General features: G+C 51.5%; 12 protein-coding genes and 1 pseudogene. 5 read left to right on the top strand and 8 right to left on the bottom strand.

The genetic code is table 11. The features are described 5' to 3' along the window. Window positions 1-147 precede the first annotated feature (147 nt). On the top strand, window positions 148-615 hold the full coding sequence (locus CGZ75_RS25655; protein WP_141136864.1) for a hypothetical protein: 468 nt from the start codon (window positions 148-150) through the stop codon (window positions 613-615). A gap of 730 nt (window positions 616-1,345) precedes the next feature. On the opposite strand, the pseudogene CGZ75_RS21870 reads toward CGZ75_RS25655, so the two are convergent. Then, window positions 1,346-2,668 (bottom strand): annotated as a pseudogene (locus CGZ75_RS21870) (FAD-dependent oxidoreductase); the annotation flags it as partial. Between the two features lie 722 nt (window positions 2,669-3,390). Further along, window positions 3,391-4,575: a MalY/PatB family protein gene (locus tag CGZ75_RS21875; RefSeq protein ID WP_089526377.1), complete on the bottom strand. Its 1,185-nt coding sequence runs from the start codon at window positions 4,573-4,575 to the stop codon at window positions 3,391-3,393. A gap of 403 nt (window positions 4,576-4,978) precedes the next feature. On the opposite strand from CGZ75_RS21875, the gene CGZ75_RS21880 reads away from it, so the two are divergent. Next, the gene (locus CGZ75_RS21880) at window positions 4,979-5,986 is read left to right on the top strand and encodes an iron-hydroxamate ABC transporter substrate-binding protein (protein WP_089526378.1); all 1,008 of its coding nucleotides are present in this window, start codon (window positions 4,979-4,981) and stop codon (window positions 5,984-5,986) included. 59 nt (window positions 5,987-6,045) lie between these two features. Here CGZ75_RS21880 and CGZ75_RS21885 read toward each other — a convergent pair whose 3' ends face one another. The 6 genes from CGZ75_RS21885 to desA all read right to left on the bottom strand — a co-directional run bounded on the left by CGZ75_RS21885 (window position 6,046) and on the right by desA (window position 12,718). Continuing rightward, window positions 6,046-7,146, bottom strand: a complete 1,101-nt coding sequence (locus CGZ75_RS21885) for a Ger(x)C family spore germination protein (protein WP_089526379.1) — start codon at window positions 7,144-7,146, stop codon at window positions 6,046-6,048. Continuing rightward, window positions 7,143-8,240 carry a GerAB/ArcD/ProY family transporter gene (locus CGZ75_RS21890; RefSeq protein ID WP_089526380.1) on the bottom strand — a complete coding sequence of 366 codons (1,098 nt, stop codon included), beginning with the start codon at window positions 8,238-8,240 and terminating at the stop codon, window positions 7,143-7,145. The genes CGZ75_RS21885 and CGZ75_RS21890 overlap by 4 nt, the downstream gene beginning before the upstream one ends. After that, window positions 8,237-9,604 carry a spore germination protein gene (locus tag CGZ75_RS21895; RefSeq protein ID WP_176444964.1) on the bottom strand — a complete coding sequence of 456 codons (1,368 nt, stop codon included), beginning with the start codon at window positions 9,602-9,604 and terminating at the stop codon, window positions 8,237-8,239. Before CGZ75_RS21895 ends, CGZ75_RS21890 begins: the two co-directional genes overlap by 4 nt. Window positions 9,605-9,743: 139 nt before the next feature. Continuing rightward, window positions 9,744-10,343 (bottom strand): response regulator transcription factor, encoded by a 600-nt coding sequence (locus CGZ75_RS21900; protein ID WP_089526382.1) that lies wholly within the window; start codon window positions 10,341-10,343, stop codon window positions 9,744-9,746. Further along, the gene (locus CGZ75_RS21905) at window positions 10,340-11,479 is read right to left on the bottom strand and encodes a sensor histidine kinase (protein WP_089526383.1); all 1,140 of its coding nucleotides are present in this window, start codon (window positions 11,477-11,479) and stop codon (window positions 10,340-10,342) included. The genes CGZ75_RS21900 and CGZ75_RS21905 overlap by 4 nt, the downstream gene beginning before the upstream one ends. A gap of 132 nt (window positions 11,480-11,611) precedes the next feature. After that, a complete protein-coding gene (desA, locus tag CGZ75_RS21910; protein ID WP_089526384.1) occupies window positions 11,612-12,718 on the bottom strand; it encodes a Delta(5) desaturase DesA in 1,107 nt (368 codons plus the stop codon). Window positions 12,719-12,954: 236 nt separating this feature from the next. Here desA and CGZ75_RS21915 point away from each other — a divergent pair, with 236 nt between their 5' ends. The 3 genes from CGZ75_RS21915 (at window position 12,955) to CGZ75_RS21925 (ending at window position 17,025) form a co-directional block, all read left to right on the top strand. Beyond that, entirely contained in the window at window positions 12,955-13,437 is a 483-nt protein-coding gene (locus CGZ75_RS21915) for a zinc ribbon domain-containing protein (RefSeq protein ID WP_089526385.1), read from the top strand. A 454-nt stretch (window positions 13,438-13,891) separates the two neighbouring features. Continuing rightward, a complete protein-coding gene (locus CGZ75_RS21920; RefSeq protein ID WP_089526552.1) occupies window positions 13,892-14,746 on the top strand; it encodes a cation diffusion facilitator family transporter in 855 nt (284 codons plus the stop codon). A 599-nt stretch (window positions 14,747-15,345) separates the two neighbouring features. Continuing rightward, a complete protein-coding gene (locus tag CGZ75_RS21925) occupies window positions 15,346-17,025 on the top strand; it encodes a C40 family peptidase (protein ID WP_176444965.1) in 1,680 nt (559 codons plus the stop codon). Window positions 17,026-17,116: the final 91 nt, after the last annotated feature.

Here is a 17,116-nt window from a genome sequence, read left to right on the forward strand (position 1 = left end):
GAGCTGAAAAGTCCGAATCAAGTAGTCAAAGCTACTTGAAAGGCGTGCCGCGAGCTGAAAAGTCCGAATCAAGTAGTCGAAGCTACTTGAAAGGTGGTGCCGCGGGCTTGATGGCTGAATCAAGTAGTCGAAGCTACTTGAAAAGCGGTGCCGCGAGCTGAAAAGTCCGAATCAAGTAGTCGAAGCTACTTGAAAGGCGTGCCGCGAGCTGAAAAGTCCGAATCAAGTAGTCGAAACTACTTGAAAGGTGGTGCCGCGGGCTTGATGGCTGAATCAAGTAGTCGAAGCTACTTGAAAGGTGGTGCCGCGGGCTTGATGGCTGAAGCAAGTAGTCAAAGCTACTTGAAAAGCGTGCCGCGAGCTGAAAAGTCCGAATCAAGTAGTCGAAGCTACTTGAAAGGCGTGCCGCGAGCTGAAAAGTCCGAATCAAGTAGTCGAAACTACTTGAAAGGTGGTGTCGCGGGCTTGATGGCTGAATCAAGTAGTCGAAGCTACTTGAAAGCGCAGCCGAAACTTCGTTTAAAGACAAAAAGGTACAACCAAGGCGTTATAATACGCACGAGGTTGTACCCAGAAATAGCAAGTAACATTGCCTTTATATTGAATCTATTATAACGGGGCAGAGAGTGGCGTGACAACCTTCAATCGCAGTTGGTGGAGGTAGATAAGTCACTTTGTAGGCCGGAGTTACATCTAGAACTATTAGGTAGCAAAACCGAAGCAAGTTTCTAACTAGTCAAGACTTTGAATTCTAGGCTTTCCATGTAAGCGCTCATGCCCACATACCTGCTAACCTGCACCGTGCTACCTACAAGTAAGCTCCGACGCAGAAACGGAAGACCGCACTCCGCGGGGCTACCGACATGCCTCGCCTCCATGCGCCGCTCTATAGACTGTTGATTCTCGCGGTCCTCAAGCGCTGACGCGCTGAGCTTTGCCCTGCTTGCACTTCGCGGTGGTTGCCGCAATACTGCGCCCTCATGCCCCGCACATAACCTGCCAGAGCGGGCAGTCCTCAAGCGCTGACGCGCTGAGCTTTGCCCTGCTTGCGCTCCGAAGCAGCATCGGCCCCTTGTTCCTCCGCAGCTTTGGCTCCATGATCCTCAGCGGCTTCCTCCGCAGCTTGGGCCCCTTGCACCTCAGCGGCTTCCTCCGCAGCTTGGGCCCCTTGCACCTCAGCGGCTTCCTCCGCAGCATCGGCCCCTTGTTCCTCCGCAGCTTTAGCTCCATGATCCTCAGCGGCTTCCTCCGCAGCTTGGGCCCCTTGCACCTCAGCGGCTTCTTCCGCAGCACCGGCTCCATGATCCTCAGCGGCGTCATCCGCAGCTTTAGCGCGTTGCTCCTCAGCAACCAAGCCGGCTTTATTCAGCAGGTTCCACGGATGGTTGTAATGAGGCTGGAAGAAGAAGTCTACATAAGCCAAGTCCTCGGCGGTCATGCGGTTCTGGATGCACACCGAGAGTGTATTGGCCGCCTGGGTCAGATCCGCCTTCGAAAGAATCTGCGCGCCGAGGAGGCGTCCGCTGTCTTTTTCGTAAACGATTTTCAGCAAAACTTCCTCGATATCCGGCATGAAGTCTGGTCGATGCGACTCGCGCAGCGTGACGGCAGCGGCGTTCAGGCCAGCCGCTTCCGCAGCTGCCTCAGTCATGCCGGTCGAGGCAATGTTGAGGTCGAATAGCTTAATTGCCGACGTACCCTGCGTTCCGCGATATTTTACTTTCTGCTCAGTCAGATTCTTTCCGGCCAGCGTGCCCATGCGCACAGCATTCGTCGCCAGTGGGATATAGGCAGCCTTGCCTGTTGGATTATAGCGCACCGCGCAGCTGTCCCCAGCGGCGAGCACATCAGGATTACTTGTACGCATGTACTCATCCACCAGCAACGCGCCGTTATCTAGCATGTCGAGTTGGCCTTTCAGCAGATCCGTGCCTGGGCGGAACCCGATGCAAAGGACGACAAGATCCGCCTCGTACTCTCCTTTGTCCGTAATGACTGTGGTTACACGTCCGTTCTCGCCCTTGAAGCGACTAACCTTCTCACCAAGTGCAGCACGGATGCCGCGGGCAGTCAGCTCTTCTTCGGCGATTTCCGTGAACTCGTGATCAAGATACTTCGCCATGACGCGGTCCATGTTGTCGAGGAGCGTAACCTCCTTGCCCAGCTCGCAAAAGGCTTCCGCCAGCTCGATGCCGATATACCCGGCCCCGATTACGGCTACACGACGCGCACCTTCGGCACGAGCGATAATCTCTTTGGCATGGAAGTAGTTTTTGCACAGCTGGATATTGTCCAGCTTGATGCCTTCCATGTCAGGTACAATTGGCCACGAGCCGGTCGTAACAACAAGCTTGTCGTAGCTATCTTGGAATTCCTCACCGCTCGTGAGGTTGCGAATGCGGAGCATTTTCGCAGCGGCGTCTACTTGAAGCACTTCATGGCGCATACGAGTGTCAACACCAAGTGCGGCCAGTTGCTCGGGGCTGCTATAGAAAAGTCCCTCGGGATCCTTCACCACGCCGCCTACATGAAGAGCGATACCGCACGACAGGAACGAGATGTTGTCGTTGCGCTCATAAACGGTAATCTGGGCTCCCGGGTGTTCAGCAGCGATAGCTTTGACGGCGGCGGTTCCGGCATGTGTACATCCAATAACGGCGATTTTCATAAGTGAATTCCTCCTAGGGGGATTGGTTTTTACCTATAACATTGTGAAAAAAATCACATAAAAAGATAAAATGGAGCCGGTCTTTACATAGCAATCGTTGATGGAGGTTATCGCTTGTTGCGCGAAAACGAAGCCGGATCGCAGTTGAGTGAAGCTAGACCGTCTAAATTCTATGTTGTGAAATTAATCACAATGTCTTTATGTGCTCATCATACCATTGGGGCGAGCATCATGCAAGGGGCGTTTGCAATGCAATTTTGCAATTGTGTGACAGGATTATATATTTGACATCTAATGAGCCTTCTTGCGAATTACATCTATTTATTAGTTAATTTATTAATTTAATTAGATTGCTAGCTAAGTATCGTGTTAGGTTTAAAGGTATCACTATGAAAAATTAACCATAAAGTGGTGATTTATTTATGCAGAAAAATGTTTCGTTATATCAGGCAATTACCATTATTTTAATGCTTGTTATTGCAGGAAGTCTCATTTACATCTGTAATGTTTTAGTTGATGTGGTTCATCTGCTTAATCTTATCTCTGAAGCTACTGCAAATGGTTAAATCTTATTCGTTTAGAGCTGCCCTCACGGGCAGCTTTTTTATTTAACTCCAGTTGATTATCGTAATGCTGGCCATCATAACATCGTTGAAAGAATAAACAGTCCCGGCAAGTGTTCCGCTGAGGAATCGTATCCCGATTCCTCAAGAACTAACGAACTAAGACTCCTCCGCCCGAAGCTCTTGCACAGCTGCCGCAATTCTCCGAGCCGCTTCCTCGGCGGTCTTTCGCGAGCAGGCGGCATTAAGCCGCATGAAGCCTGCGCCGCCCTCGCCAAACGCTGATCCAGCGCTGAGCTGCAGCCTGGCCCGCTCAAGGAAAAATAGCTGAAGCTCCCTGTCGTTAAGGCCAAGGCCTCTGCAGTCCAGCCAAAGCAAATAGGTTCCTTCGGGATGCACGACGTTAATCTCCGGGGCATGGAGTGCAAGCTCGTCCATGATCAGTTTCATATTGCCGCGGATATGGGCCAACACATCCTCCAGCCATTCCTCGCCATGATTGTAAGCCGCAATTACGGCTGCATGACCGAGTGCAGAGATGGAGCTAACCGAACTACGCCGCAGCTCAGCCGTAACGGCGGAGCGAAGCTGCTCGTTTGGAATGATCATATTGGAGGTGTTCATGCCGGCAATATTGAACGTTTTGGATGGGGAAGTGCACACGAGTACACGGTCTGCAATCTCATCCGACAGGGAAGCGAACGGAATGAACGCATCCTGCCGATGGGCCAGATCTCCATGGATCTCATCCGAGGCGACAAGTACGTCATACCGGATGCACAACTCCGCGATCCGCTCCAGCTCTTGGCGCGACCATACACGGCCGACCGGATTATGAGGATGGCAAAGAATCAGCATTCGAACCTGTTCGTCGGCAAGCTGCTGCTCCAGCTCAATGAAGTTTACCTCATATGAGCCGTCTTCCCGGCGCAGCAAAGGATTGAGCACAAGCTCCCGGCCGTTATCCTTTACAACGGAATGGAAAGGCGGATATACGGGCGGCTGGATTACGATGCGATCCCCCGGCGATGTACAAGCTCGCACGATAACGGAGAGCGAGGTGACAACTCCCGGGCAAAATCTTACCCATGACGGGTCGGCCTGCCAGCCGTACCGCCGGTTCATCCATCCGGTCACGGCTTCTTTATAGGAGGGCGTAATGTTGGTATACCCGAGCACACCATGTCTGATTCTTTCCTCCAGCGCGGCGAGTACCGCAGGTGGAGCGGGGAAATCCATATCTGCTACCCACATCGGCAAGATGTCCTTACCGCGATGGAGCTCCCATTTTTCGGAGGCGATGCCCTCGAAGGAAGGCAACTGTTCAAACTGATGAAGGGTCATGGAGACAGTCTCCTCTCTGTTTCTCCTGTATGAGGTTGTTCAAAAAGGCCACCATTGATCACGAAGTAAACCAGGAAGCGAACTCGACATCGAATCTTGTATTCACCTTCGAAGTCCGGTGCTCATGTAGGCTAACCTACACTCCGCTCCTCCTTCTTCTGGTTCATACAACCTTCTCGGTGCTGAATGGCAACCTTTTTGAACTTGCACTATAAGTTAAAGTTTGCTCGATCAGTCTACGGGATGCATCAGAAAAAGTCACGTCCCCCATTCCGAAAGCTAGGTAAATAATGGATTTGGCAAGCTCAATAACTTATGCTATATTGAAAACGATTCTCATTATCAGCAAAAAATTCAATCGATAGTGAGCACCTAAAACTATATAGATCAGGGGTTGAAGTTCTTGAAGTTTGTTTCTAACCGATTTTCCCGCCTTACGCTTCTCTCGATACCACTGACGCTTTCGCTGCTGCTTGCAGCTTGCAGTCAATCCTCCTCCTCATCACCGTCACCATCCCCATCCGCGTCGCCAGCGGCATCCGCTGAGCCGTCCACATCGCCAGCTGGTACAGGCGAGACGATGGTATTCAAAGCTGCAAATGGAGACATCACCGTGCCGAAAAACCCGCAGCGCATCGTGGATCTGACCGGTTCCTTCACAGGACATTTCCTTGCCCTTGGCATTAAGCCAGTAGGCATTCTCGACCAAGCGTTCAAAAATCCATTCTTCGAAGGATTGCTGGAGGGAGTAGGGAATGTCGGGAGCGGCGGTGAAGTAGAAAAAATTATCGCGCTTGATCCGGACCTTATTATTATGTTCAGCGGCGGAGAAGGTCTGGAGAAGTTGGAGAAAATCGCTCCGACAGTCGCGGTCCAGTATGGCCTCAAAACCTACAAAGAGCAGCTCAAGGAATTCGGTGTTCTGACGGGACAAGAGAAGAAGGCGCAGGAGTGGATCGATCAATGGGATGCCAAAATTGCTGAGGCCAAACCTCAGGTCGTCGAAGCTGTCGGCGATCGTACCGTTTCTATTTTGAACCCTTTCGCCAAGGGGCTGTATGTATTCGGACATAACTTCGGTCGCAGCGGCGAGATTATCTATGGCGAATTTGGTCTTAAAGCTCCTGCAATCGCGCAGAAGGAAGCGATCGACAGCGGTACAGGCTGGGCTGAAATCTCCCTGGAAAAGCTTCCGGAATATGCTGGCGATATTATTTTTACGAGCCCATGGTCAGGTGATGACGCCGACCCGAAGGTTGTTTATGACAATACACTTTGGAAATCCCTTCCTGCTGTTAAAGAAGGACGTGTATTCCAACTGAACGCCGATGGCGCCTACTTCAATGACCCGATCTCGTTGGACAAACAATTTGAGTTTGTTAAGGAAAGCCTGCTCTCCTTGAAAAAATAACCTCGAAAATTCAAAGATAGCCGGACGCCAATCCAAGCGTCCGGCTTTTAACTGTTCCGTTATTTCAGGAATTCCAAACCCGTATTGCGAAGCCTGACGTGGTATTGAACATCGATGTCGGCTTTTCTATAAAGCTCCGGCCAGCTTGTATATGTTTCTGGACGCAGTCTGCCGCGGTACCAGTTGCCGAAGCCGACGATATCAGAGCCGCTGCTCTGGGTTTTTTGCAGCATGGACTTAGTTAGTTTTTGTAACTGTTCGTTTAACTCCGCTTTGATGGTATCTTCAGTGACATTTTTCTCCTGGTGAGATTTATCTGTCAGCGCTACGCTAACCCAGATGGACACTTTAATCATGGGTTTTCCATCAACCAGTTTGGTTTTGATGCGAGTTTTTTTGTGGACGATTTTGAGGTCGGAGCGGCTCATCAGCACAATTTCGGAGTGGACCAATCTTTGGGTAATCATCTCATAAATGAGTGTTTCGTCCATCGTGAGCATTCCGGCGATTTTATCTTCGACAAAGTAGGCATTGCCGATCTGGGTAAAGAGACTTCTCTTGTCTTCCCTAAGTACGGGAATCAAATTGGCTTGCAACGGATTAAGCAGCTTGGAATAGACTTCCCACAGCATAGCCTTGTTTTTACGAGGGATGCCCCCCGCATAAGGTTCGAAGTACAGCTTGGTGTAAATGCCCGTCAATTCTCCGATAGGATTGGATCGTACAAAGATCGACCGCATATTTCCATCCACGATGGCGATAACGGCATCAAGAGGGACAGAACGGTCGCGGACGGCAAATTCCAAATAGGGTAGCAGTCCGGAATTAGCGATATCCTTGCTCAGCATCACGGTTCGAGTAGAGGAAACGTCAAGTGCTTTGGGAAGTTTGTACTGTAACTTGTTGATGGCGTCCATGACCGTTTCCCCATGTTGAATGAGCGAGAAAAAAGTGTCTTTTTCATTCCCGATTGCCGAACTGGTTATAGGCATGCGAAACCAGGCATTCAGTCGGCCGTCTTTCGTACTTTCAATACCGATTGCTCCGACTAACAGGCGGTTGTCCACATCTTTGGAGTCCCAACAGCCGCCCGCGGCAAGCAGGCAGAGGACTGCAGCTCCGATTGCAGTTAGACGTTGCGTTCTATGGAGTAAAGTCATGCTCCCCCCGCCTTTCTCTGCTTGAAATGCAGCCCAGCTAATGTAATCCCGGGAAAGACAAACATCGCGTAGAAGCGGAGAAAATAACTGTTAAACACCCATTTTTCCAAATCTCGCCATTCTGGAATAAGTTCCGCAGCGATGTAAATGATGACCGTTACGACGGCTAGTCCCCAATTTATTGAAACTTTTGGCCAGATGCCGGTCATGATACTCATTAGTGCCTTGAGTTTTAGAGCAATGACAAGAAGCAGACATAACATCGTAGCAGACATGAATATCGCCGTCAGGTTCTCGAGGACGATCCAGTATTGATAAATAGAGTCCATCTTCGAGACAAATGGAAATGTCAGTTGGCTGCTCATCTCCCTGCCGAATGTCATCACAGGAATGTAGATGAAACAGCCTACCATGAGGACGGATAGTACGAGCGCGATCATATTTCCTTTCTGATACAGCTTTGCTTGTTTAATTGTGAAAGGAGCAATCATAGCGATATAGGTAAATCCCATCCAGACGAAGGAGCCTCCGTAGAAATCGCCGTCTGTGAAAAAGTCTGCACTCATCTGAAACCAGGGGCCGCCAAGCTCCCAATGGGAGCCGCTCGTTCCAATTATCAAAAGAGAGATAATGGTTCCGGCACCCAAGAGAAATATCACTTTGGCAGCGCGGATAATGGGCATCAATCCTGCTGCCGCCAAGGCCGATGAGGCAAAAATCATGCCATTCAGAAAAAGTAGTGGAGTGGTCGGCAATAAAGTCATCGTTACCAGTTCCGTGAAAGAGCGCAGCATGACGGTAATCGCTGCGATAACGAACAGCAGTATAGGCAGCAGCAGCATAATGGCGGCCGGCTTTCCAAGTGAGCTTATAATGATGGGAACGAGCTCTTTACCGCGAAGCTTTAAGAGCATGCGGCCGTACAAGAAACAGCTGGAAAACGCTAAAAGAGCCCATACAACAATGGGTGCCCAGAGCGGACCGGTTGTGCTGTTAATCAGCAGACTAGGATAGAGGAAGCCCGCGGAGGCGCCTACATACAGCACTTGCAAAGAGAACATTTCATAACCAGTCAACGGAATGGTTTTATTCATTTTCTTCCTCCCTTACGGGGCAGCAGGGACGTCAGATAGGGCGTACCGAAAGATTCCAAGCTGCTTAAATAGAACACAAGGCAGGCAAGGCAGAAGACGATACCGAGCACACCGGCAACTGCCGCCCCGACGACAGTGAAATATTTGAGCACCCGCTGCACTAACCCCATCTGGTAATCGATGACGATAAAGTTGGCAATAGCGGTCGCCGCTACGATGATAACGAGCAGATTGCTCACAATATTGGCTTGGATGATCGCTTGTCCGAGCACAACACCGCCGACCATCGTCACGGTAGAGCTGATCGCTTTTGGCAGTCGAGTACCTGCTTCCGTAATGAAATCAATCATGATTAGCATCAGCATCGTCTCGATAAATACCGGATAAGGCACTCCCTCGCGGCTGGCCGCTGCAGCAAGACTGATTTCCAGCCGATTGACATCCACATTAATGGAGGTCAGCGCCACATAGAATGCGGGCAGCACCAAGTTGACTGTCATGGCCAGAAAGCGAAGCGTATTTTGAAAAACCGATACATAAGGATTCACGTAACTGTCCTCTGGAGAATGCCAAAAATCCGTGTAGACAGCGGGCAGCACCAAAGCGAAGGGAGAGCCGTCTACGAGAATGGTGAGCTTGCCTCGCAGGAGATCGGATGTTACCCGATCCGGCCTTTCGGTCAAAATCGCTTTTGGAAACAGCCTCATATACCGCTTTTTATCCAGCAGGCGGAGCAGCTCGCCGGTATCTTGGATGCCCTCGACGTCCATCTCAGTCAGCAGCTTCTTGACTTGGGCCAGGCAAGACTCGTCTACCACATCAGCGCAGTAGATGACGAATATCCTCGTGTTGGTGGAACGTCCAACCGTCGTTTCCCAAGCCTTAAGCTGAGATGTGCGGATGCGCTGACGGATCAACGCCGCATTGACCTCTAAATTCTCATTGAACGCATAAAGGGGACCTTGCAGAACCGTTTCTGTAAAAGGTGAATCAAGGCTGCGCTGCTGAACTTCCTGAAGATCGAGTATAAGACCTGTCGCCGAGCCGCGAAGGAATAACACAGCCGATCCGCTGCATAACGCAAGCTCACACTTTTTCGTGTCACCTTCGGAGATCGGAGTACCCTCGTACTCTTTCAACCGGATAGCCAGACTGGACTCATCCTCGTCGAACGCGAAGTGCAGCCTTGAGTTTAGGGATAAGGTAGCGAAATAACAGAGGTACACCTCGTTATCGCAGCTATTTCCAATTTTAGTGCATACATAATCGAATGAGTCTTTAAAAAGGTCGTTGAGCTCCTCAAACAGCCTGCCGCTACCTTTCTCGGTATGCAGGCGGTGCAGGTTGGTCAGCAGGCGTGACATGGCAGACGCTCCCTTTTGACAAGAGATTTGGTATGAATTAGTTTGCTCATCCTTTTCTGGAAATATGTACATATGATGATTGCTGCCAGGACAGCAAAAAGCCCATCATCGAGGGATGATGGGCTACTGAGTAGGGCTGCTACTTAAACCAGCCCTTTTCCTTGAAACGGGAAACGGCTTCGATCCGATTGCTTACGCCCAGCTTGTCCAGAATGACCGAGATATAATTACGGACCGTTCCGCTGGACAGATATAGCTGGCTGGCTATTTCCTTCGTGTTTTTGCCTGCTGATACAAGCTCCATCACTTCGCGTTCCCGCTCGGTGAGCGGATTTCCTTCGTTGTACACCTCATCTACCAGCTCGGGAGCATACAGCCTGCGGCCCTCCATGACACTACGGATTGAGATGGCTAATTCCTCGCTGGAGCTGTCTTTGAGAAGATAGGCTTGGACGCCTGCCTTGAGCGCTCGCTCGAAAAATCCTGACCGCGCAAACGTAGTCAGAATCATCACCTTACAGCCGCTTTCCTTCAGTTGCTCGGCGGCCTCTAATCCGTTCATCACGGGCATCTCGATGTCCATGATACAAATATCCGGTTTGTGCTTTCTCACAAGCTCAATTGCTGCCTGACCGTTGGCCGCCTGGCCGACGACCTTCATATCTTCCTCCAAATCGATCAAAGAGCCGAGTGCGCCAAGCAATAATCGCTGATCTTCGGCCAGAACAATGCGGATCATAAGGTATCCTCCTTTTCCATCCTGCTGACGTTATGGGGGGCCTTCATGTGTATGGCTGTACCTTCATTTCCTGTTATCTCCAGGCTGCCGTTGATAAATTCCAACCGCTCCTTCATGCCTTGCAGGCCGTTGCCACGATCCAACGCCTTACGAGGCTTGAGACCGACGCCGTTATCTTTGACCAGCACACGGATTAGATCCGGCTTCTGCTCGATGCGAACGAGGCAGCAGCTTGCTCGGCTATGCTTCACGACATTAGTGACAGCTTCCTTGATGCACATGCTCAGCACATTCTCGGTAAAACGAGAAGTATGGGAAAGCTTGGAGTCGCCTTCAAGGATAAACTCGATTTCTGCGGCTTTGAGAATTTGACCGACCCGGCCCAGCTCATCCTCAAGTCTGGCTCCGCGCATATGCGAAACCATGTCTCGAACTTCCTGCAGCGCGATTCTCGCTGTCTGATGCACATCCGCCATCTCATTGCGCGCTCGCTCCGGATCTTTGGTGACAAGCTTGCCGGCGAGATCGCTCTTGAGGCGAATGAGGGACAGTTGTTGGCCGAGTGTATCATGCAGGTCAAGTGCGATGCGTTGCCGTTCCTCCCGCACGAGCAGGTCGGCGATGCGTTTGTTGGCATCTTCCAGCTGATCCTGGAGCCGCTCCTGCTTGAGCCAGTTGTAGCGGCTGAACGGCAGCACCGAAACTCCGAGCAGTAAAATGACGATGAACGGTGACTGTTGAACGAAAAAGCTGTTTTTCATCGCATAGGTAGTGTAGATCGCAGTGGCCACGAGCACGAGGTGCACAATGTACAGGCTCAGAAACCCGCCTCTGCTGCGAGTATTGCCGATGTAGAACGCCAGGAAAAAACCGAAGTAGGGATAATGGAAATAAATCGTCATGACAACGGAGATGACCATCTGGATGGAAATTCCCGTGTACATCCGCCAGCCGCGGCCATGCCGAGTTAGCTGATAACAGAAGAAAAAGACGGCAACCATCTGGCTGCCGACAATGATACTTGCCGTATCCGAGAAGCGGAAAATGAAATAAAAAGGCAGGATGATGAAGATCAGCCAAAGATAGGGTCCCATACCCGCGTTGCGGGGAAGGATCTGATGCCATTTTTGCTGCATGTCGGATCGGCTCCTTGTCGCACGCCGGCGCTCAGTAGATTATATTTCCAGTGTAGCATATTTTTCTATGGGCATGAATTGGACGGACAGAACGGCAAGGGGCGGATGCCCCTTGCCGTTCTCGTTAATGCTTTAGCTGCCGGAAGCGGCTTTGTCGTTTGTTTTCAGTACGATCGGCTGGCTGTTTGGCTGCGCTTGAGAGGCTTTGTCAGCGTTCTGGCCATCAGACTTGTCGGATTGCCGACCTTCGGCTATGCGGCGAATGCCTTCGCGGAAGCTAACGAACTGGCGGCGCTCGTCATCCCAAAGATTGAAGCGGAGTGACTGCAGGCTGGCGCCGAGCGTGATCGTCGTCGCATGGGCGAGCGGTGGAGCAGCTTCATGCGCTTGTTGCAAATAATAGTTCGGCACACGTGGGCTCAGATGATGCACATGATGGAAGCCGATGTTGCCAGTCAGGAACTGCATCCATGAGGGCAGTTTATAGAAGGAGCTGCCTTCTACAGCAGCTTTCACATAATCCCAATCTTCCTGATGCTCGAAGTAAGAGTCTTCGAACTGATGTTGCACGTAGAACAGCCAAATACCAGCAGCGCCGGAAATCCAGAATACCGGAACGTGTACGAGCAGGAACGCCTGCCAGCCGATCGCCCAGATGACGAGAGCGAATAGGACAACGATGCTTACGTTGGTCAGATACGTGTTCATCCGTTCTTTGCGCCTAGCTCCCTTGGCGTTGAAGCGGTAGCCGAGCACAACCAAGGCAAAAGGACCAATTCCGAACAGTACGAGCGGGTTGCGGTAAATGCGATAACGAATTTTGGTCCAAGTCGAAGCTTCTTCATATTCGCGGACGGTTAGCAGCCACATGTCGCCCGTGCCGCGCTTTTCGAGGTTGCCGCTGCCGGCATGATGGATGTTATGGCTATGCTTCCACTGTTCATAGGGGAACATGGTCATGATACCCAATATCGTCCCGATAATATCATTAGCCCGGCGGTTGCGGAAAAACGATCCGTGACAACAGTCATGAAAAATAATAAAGCTGCGGATCAGAAATCCAGCAGAGAGAGCGGCAAATAGTAATGTCAAGGCATAGGAAACCTGCAGGCTGGCGTAAGCGGCAAGCCACAACAGGAGAAAAGGTGGCAGCGTGTTGAGCAGTTGACGAATGCTGGCAGATTGATTATTTTGCTCAAAGGGAGCGATCATTTTACGTAGCTGTTTCGTTTGTGACATGGCTGCCTCCTGGATGCGAGAGTGTAAATCCACTCAGGCTATTACTTCAATTATAGTGACCCGAAAGCGGGTGCGGCAGTCATATGCGTCAGTGATCCGATATGACAACTGTCATGTCTTGGCCTAATTTTTAGGAGAATGCGGGATGATCTGGGTGATTATCGCAGTTGCCGGTCAAGCATGGGATGTTGTAGCCTAGAGTTAGAACCCTCATTCCGGGAGCGGGGAGTGGAAGCATGTCCATATTTGACAAAATGAAGCAGGGTGCCGCAGAAGCGGCCAAAGCGGCGCAGCAGACGATGGAGACTGCTCGGCTGAAATCACAGGTTGCGCTCAGGCAGCGCGACATTTCGCGGTACAAGAAGGAAATAGGCGAAGCGGTATTCACCGCTTATATGAAGGACAATATCACCGGATCGCATGATAAGGCGTTTCAGCTCTGCCAGCAGATCGTCGCCGCCGAGGGACAGATTACGCAGCTAGAGGGGCAGATTCGCAGGCTCAAGGCGCTCAAAGCGTGCTCAGCTTGCGGACGTGAGGCCGATCACCAGGCTCATTTTTGCCGGGACTGTGGAGCGGCATTCCCTGAGGAAAGCGTGTTGCCGCCGCTGCAGTTGGAAGGCCAGGTGCATGTTTTATGCGGCCGCTGCAAAGCGGAGAATCCGCTGGATGCCCGACGCTGCACGCGCTGCGGTAGCGAGCTTGCTTCCTGGCAGTAGTGAGGGGCGGGATACACGGGACGGCGCATAGCGAGAGAGTTGCAACTGAACATGACAGTAGCAGCATAGATAATTGAAGGAGGAGGCCTCTTGATGAGGCCTCCAGAGTGTCGAGAAACCCTGCCGTCTTGTTCCAAGACGGCAGGGTTTCTTTTGTGTTCAACAGAAGAGCGAAGAGAGGAGGGCCACTGGCATAGTCCTTTTTTTGCGCTGCGCGAATATTTTTTAGGCTAATGGGGGGGCAAAAATTTCATTAACAGAGAGGGTAAAAATCCCAGTCACTGGGCAACCTAATCCCCGTTGCTCAAGGCTGAAAGTGTTGCGCGGAACCACAAAAAGGAGCACAAGGACAACAATGTTTCTCTAGACCCACTAGGGATCACAACGTTAAGGTAGGAGAAGTTGCTTATAGAGGGGAAGAAAGCCAGTGTCAACCGAACAACAATACGCCGATATGCGTAAAGGGGAAAAAGGCGCCTGGGTCAGCATCGTAGCCTATTTGGTGCTGTCAGCCGCTAAACTTGCGGCCGGGTACTTTTTCGCCTCAGAGGCTCTTACTGCGGACGGCTTCAATAACTTGACCGATATCGTAGCATCCTTTGCCGTGCTGATTGGCCTGCGCATCGCGCAAAAGCCGCCGGACAAGGACCATCCTTACGGCCATTTCCGGGCAGAAACGATCGCCTCGCTCATCGCCTCTTTCATCATGGCGACGGTGGGCTTGCAGGTACTCATAAGCTCTGTACAATCTTTGTTTAAAGGTCGGGAGGAAGCACCTAATATTCTGTCGGCAGTCGTAGCGATTTTATCCGCAATTGCGATGTACTTTGTCTATAGGTACAACCGCAATCTTGCCGCAAAGATCAAGAGCCAGGCGCTGGATGCAGCGGCCAAGGACAATCTGTCCGATGCGCTCGTGAGCATCGGTGCTGCAGTTGGTATCGGCGGAGCCGCGCTGGGCCTGAACTGGTTGGACGCGGTGGCTGCAATTGTGGTCGGTTTAATCATTTGCAAAACGGCCTGGGATATCTTCTACAGCTCTACACATGCGCTGACGGACGGGTTCGATGATATTGAGCTGCTGACGCTGAGAAGCTCCATTGAAAAGGTGGAGGGCGTCAAATCGATTAAGGATCTCAAAGCTCGTGTACATGGCAGCCATGTGCTCATCGATGTGATTGTACTTGTGGATGCCAAGCTGACCTTGGTGGAAAGCCATCGGATCAGCGACGAGATTGAGCGGCGGATGGAGCGCAAACATGACATTATGCATGTCCATGTTCATGTGGAACCTTGCGAGCTGGCCTGAGCGGCGCATGCGATGAATGTAAGTGCAGTCGGTAGCTGAGCGGCGCATGCGATGAATGTAAGTGCAGTCGGAAGCTGAGCGGCGCATGCGATGAATGTAAGTGCAGTGGGAAGCTGAGCGGCCATATACGATGAATGTAAGTGCAGTCGGAAGCTGAGCGGCGCATGCGATGAATGTAAGTGCAGTCGGAAGCTGAGCGGCCATATACGATGAATGTAAGTGCAGTGGGTAGCGAGAATTAGAGTGGCGCCACTGGCGAAGAATTCATACTGACTGTCAAACAAGCCTTTCAAATCGCGAACTCGCGATTCGAAAGGCTTGTTTTGTTTATTAACCATAAGGGAAGACATGACGGCTTCTATGAAATACCAGGGGCGCCCGACCTAAACTCTAGCAAAAATGGGAGCATGGGTCGATGCGCATTCGTCCGCAAAAATTTACAATAGAATCCAATACTTCGTAAAAACGCTGTGAATTCTACAGGACAAGCCTAAAAGTCGCCCCGTTAAATGCCGATAAAATCAGAGCAGGTCTAAGCTTCTGCTGCTGATCTTGACTAAAGACAACATAAATATTACCAGATGAGGAGTCGTGATCGAATGAGAAAGCCCATCGCTGCTGTTCTGGCCGCCGGCATCCTGCTGGCAGCAGCGCCGCTGACCCACGCCAGCACTGCCTCCCAAGCCGCTGTGACTAAGTCATCCATTAACCTTAGAGCCGAACCTTCTACGAAAGCCAAGGTACTGAAACTGATCGCCAAAGGAGAGACCTTGAATGTACTGAGCCATGAGAATGGTAGCTGGATCAAGGTCAAAGACAGCGGGGGCAAGGTCGGTTATGTCTCTTCATCGAGCCAATACATAAGTATCATCGAAGAAAAAGAGGTCGACCGCAAGTCGGAGACTGAAGCGGATGCGGAGATCCTGGCTACCCTCACAATGCGAGCGAGCGCCTCGACCACTAGCGACCGACTTAGCTATCTTAAAAAGGGTGATACCGTCGAGATTCTTTCCATTCCTACACCTTACTGGTATCGGATCAAGGATGAGCAGGGCGGCACTGGATACATAAGCTCCGATTCCAAATATATTAAGCTAATTGGCGATCTGCCGAGTAAAGCGTCGGTACCGACGCCAACACCGAGCAAAGCACCGACGGCGAGTGAAACGCCGACGCCAACGCCAACGCCGAGTAAGGCCCCGACGGCGAGCAAAGCGCCGACGCCAACGCCAACGCCGAGTAAGGCTCCGTCGGCGAGCAAAGCGCCGACACCAACGCCAACGCCAAGCAAGGCTCCGACGGCGAGCAAAGCGCCGACACCGACGCCAACGCCGAGCAAGGCTCCGACGGCGAGCAAAGCGCCGACGCCAACGCCAACGCCGAGCAAGGCTCCGACGGCGAGCAAAGCGCCGACACCAACGCCAACGCCGAGCAAGGCTCCGTCGCCGACACCAACGCCAGCACCGAGTAAAACTCCGTCGCCGACGCCAACGCCTACTGTAGCTCCTGGCTTTGAGTCAAATGGACAAGTTGTATCTACTGTAGCGCTGCGTCAGGGGCCGTCCACTTCGGAGGAGCGGATCCGCTATCTCAAGACAGGTGAGGTTATACAGATTATTGCTGTCACAAATCGCAGCTGGTATCATGTTCGGGACACCTCAGGTGAAATTGGCTTTGTGAGCTCCGATACGAAGTACACTACCGTCACCGGGACACTGCCCGTCAGTCCATCGCCTTCTGAAACACCAATACCAGCCGAACCAACACCGACGCCAGCACCAATCTCTCCGCCTTCGGCTACTCCAGGCAGTTACGATTCGGGTTCTGGGGAACTTGCTTCGACCGAACTGGAGGCTGTTATAGCTGCAGGACTGAAGTATTTGGGCACACCATACGAATTCGGTTCCAACCGTAGCGACACGACGACCTTTGACTGTTCGGACTTTGTGAGACAGGCCTTTATCGATGCCCTTGATTTAACTTTGCACGCAGACTCCCGTGGACAAGGGCTGCATGTCAAGAACAAGGGAGGCTACTCGATGGACTGGAGCAGTTTGAATAGAGGCGATCTCTTGTTCTTCACGACCTCGGCAATCAGCAAGGATATGACTGCGGAGGAACGCCTGGACACCTCGCTGATCTCGCATGTAGGTATTTACCTTGGTGACAACAAAATTCTGCAGACTTACTCCAAAGAGTCTGGCGGCGTGCAAGTTACAGAAATCCCGCAAAACTCGACTTGGAAGGATCGATTCATGTTTGGCGGCAGTGCATTGTAATTGATCCAAACTTCCGATGGAAATTTAAAAAAACCGTCTCATGAGAATGGAAGCTAGCTTCCACTTTCTGAGACGGTTTTTTTGATTTGAA

The sequence above is a fragment of the Paenibacillus herberti genome, from assembly GCF_002233675.1.
GTDB classification, from domain to species: domain Bacteria; phylum Bacillota; class Bacilli; order Paenibacillales; family Paenibacillaceae; genus Paenibacillus_O; species Paenibacillus_O herberti.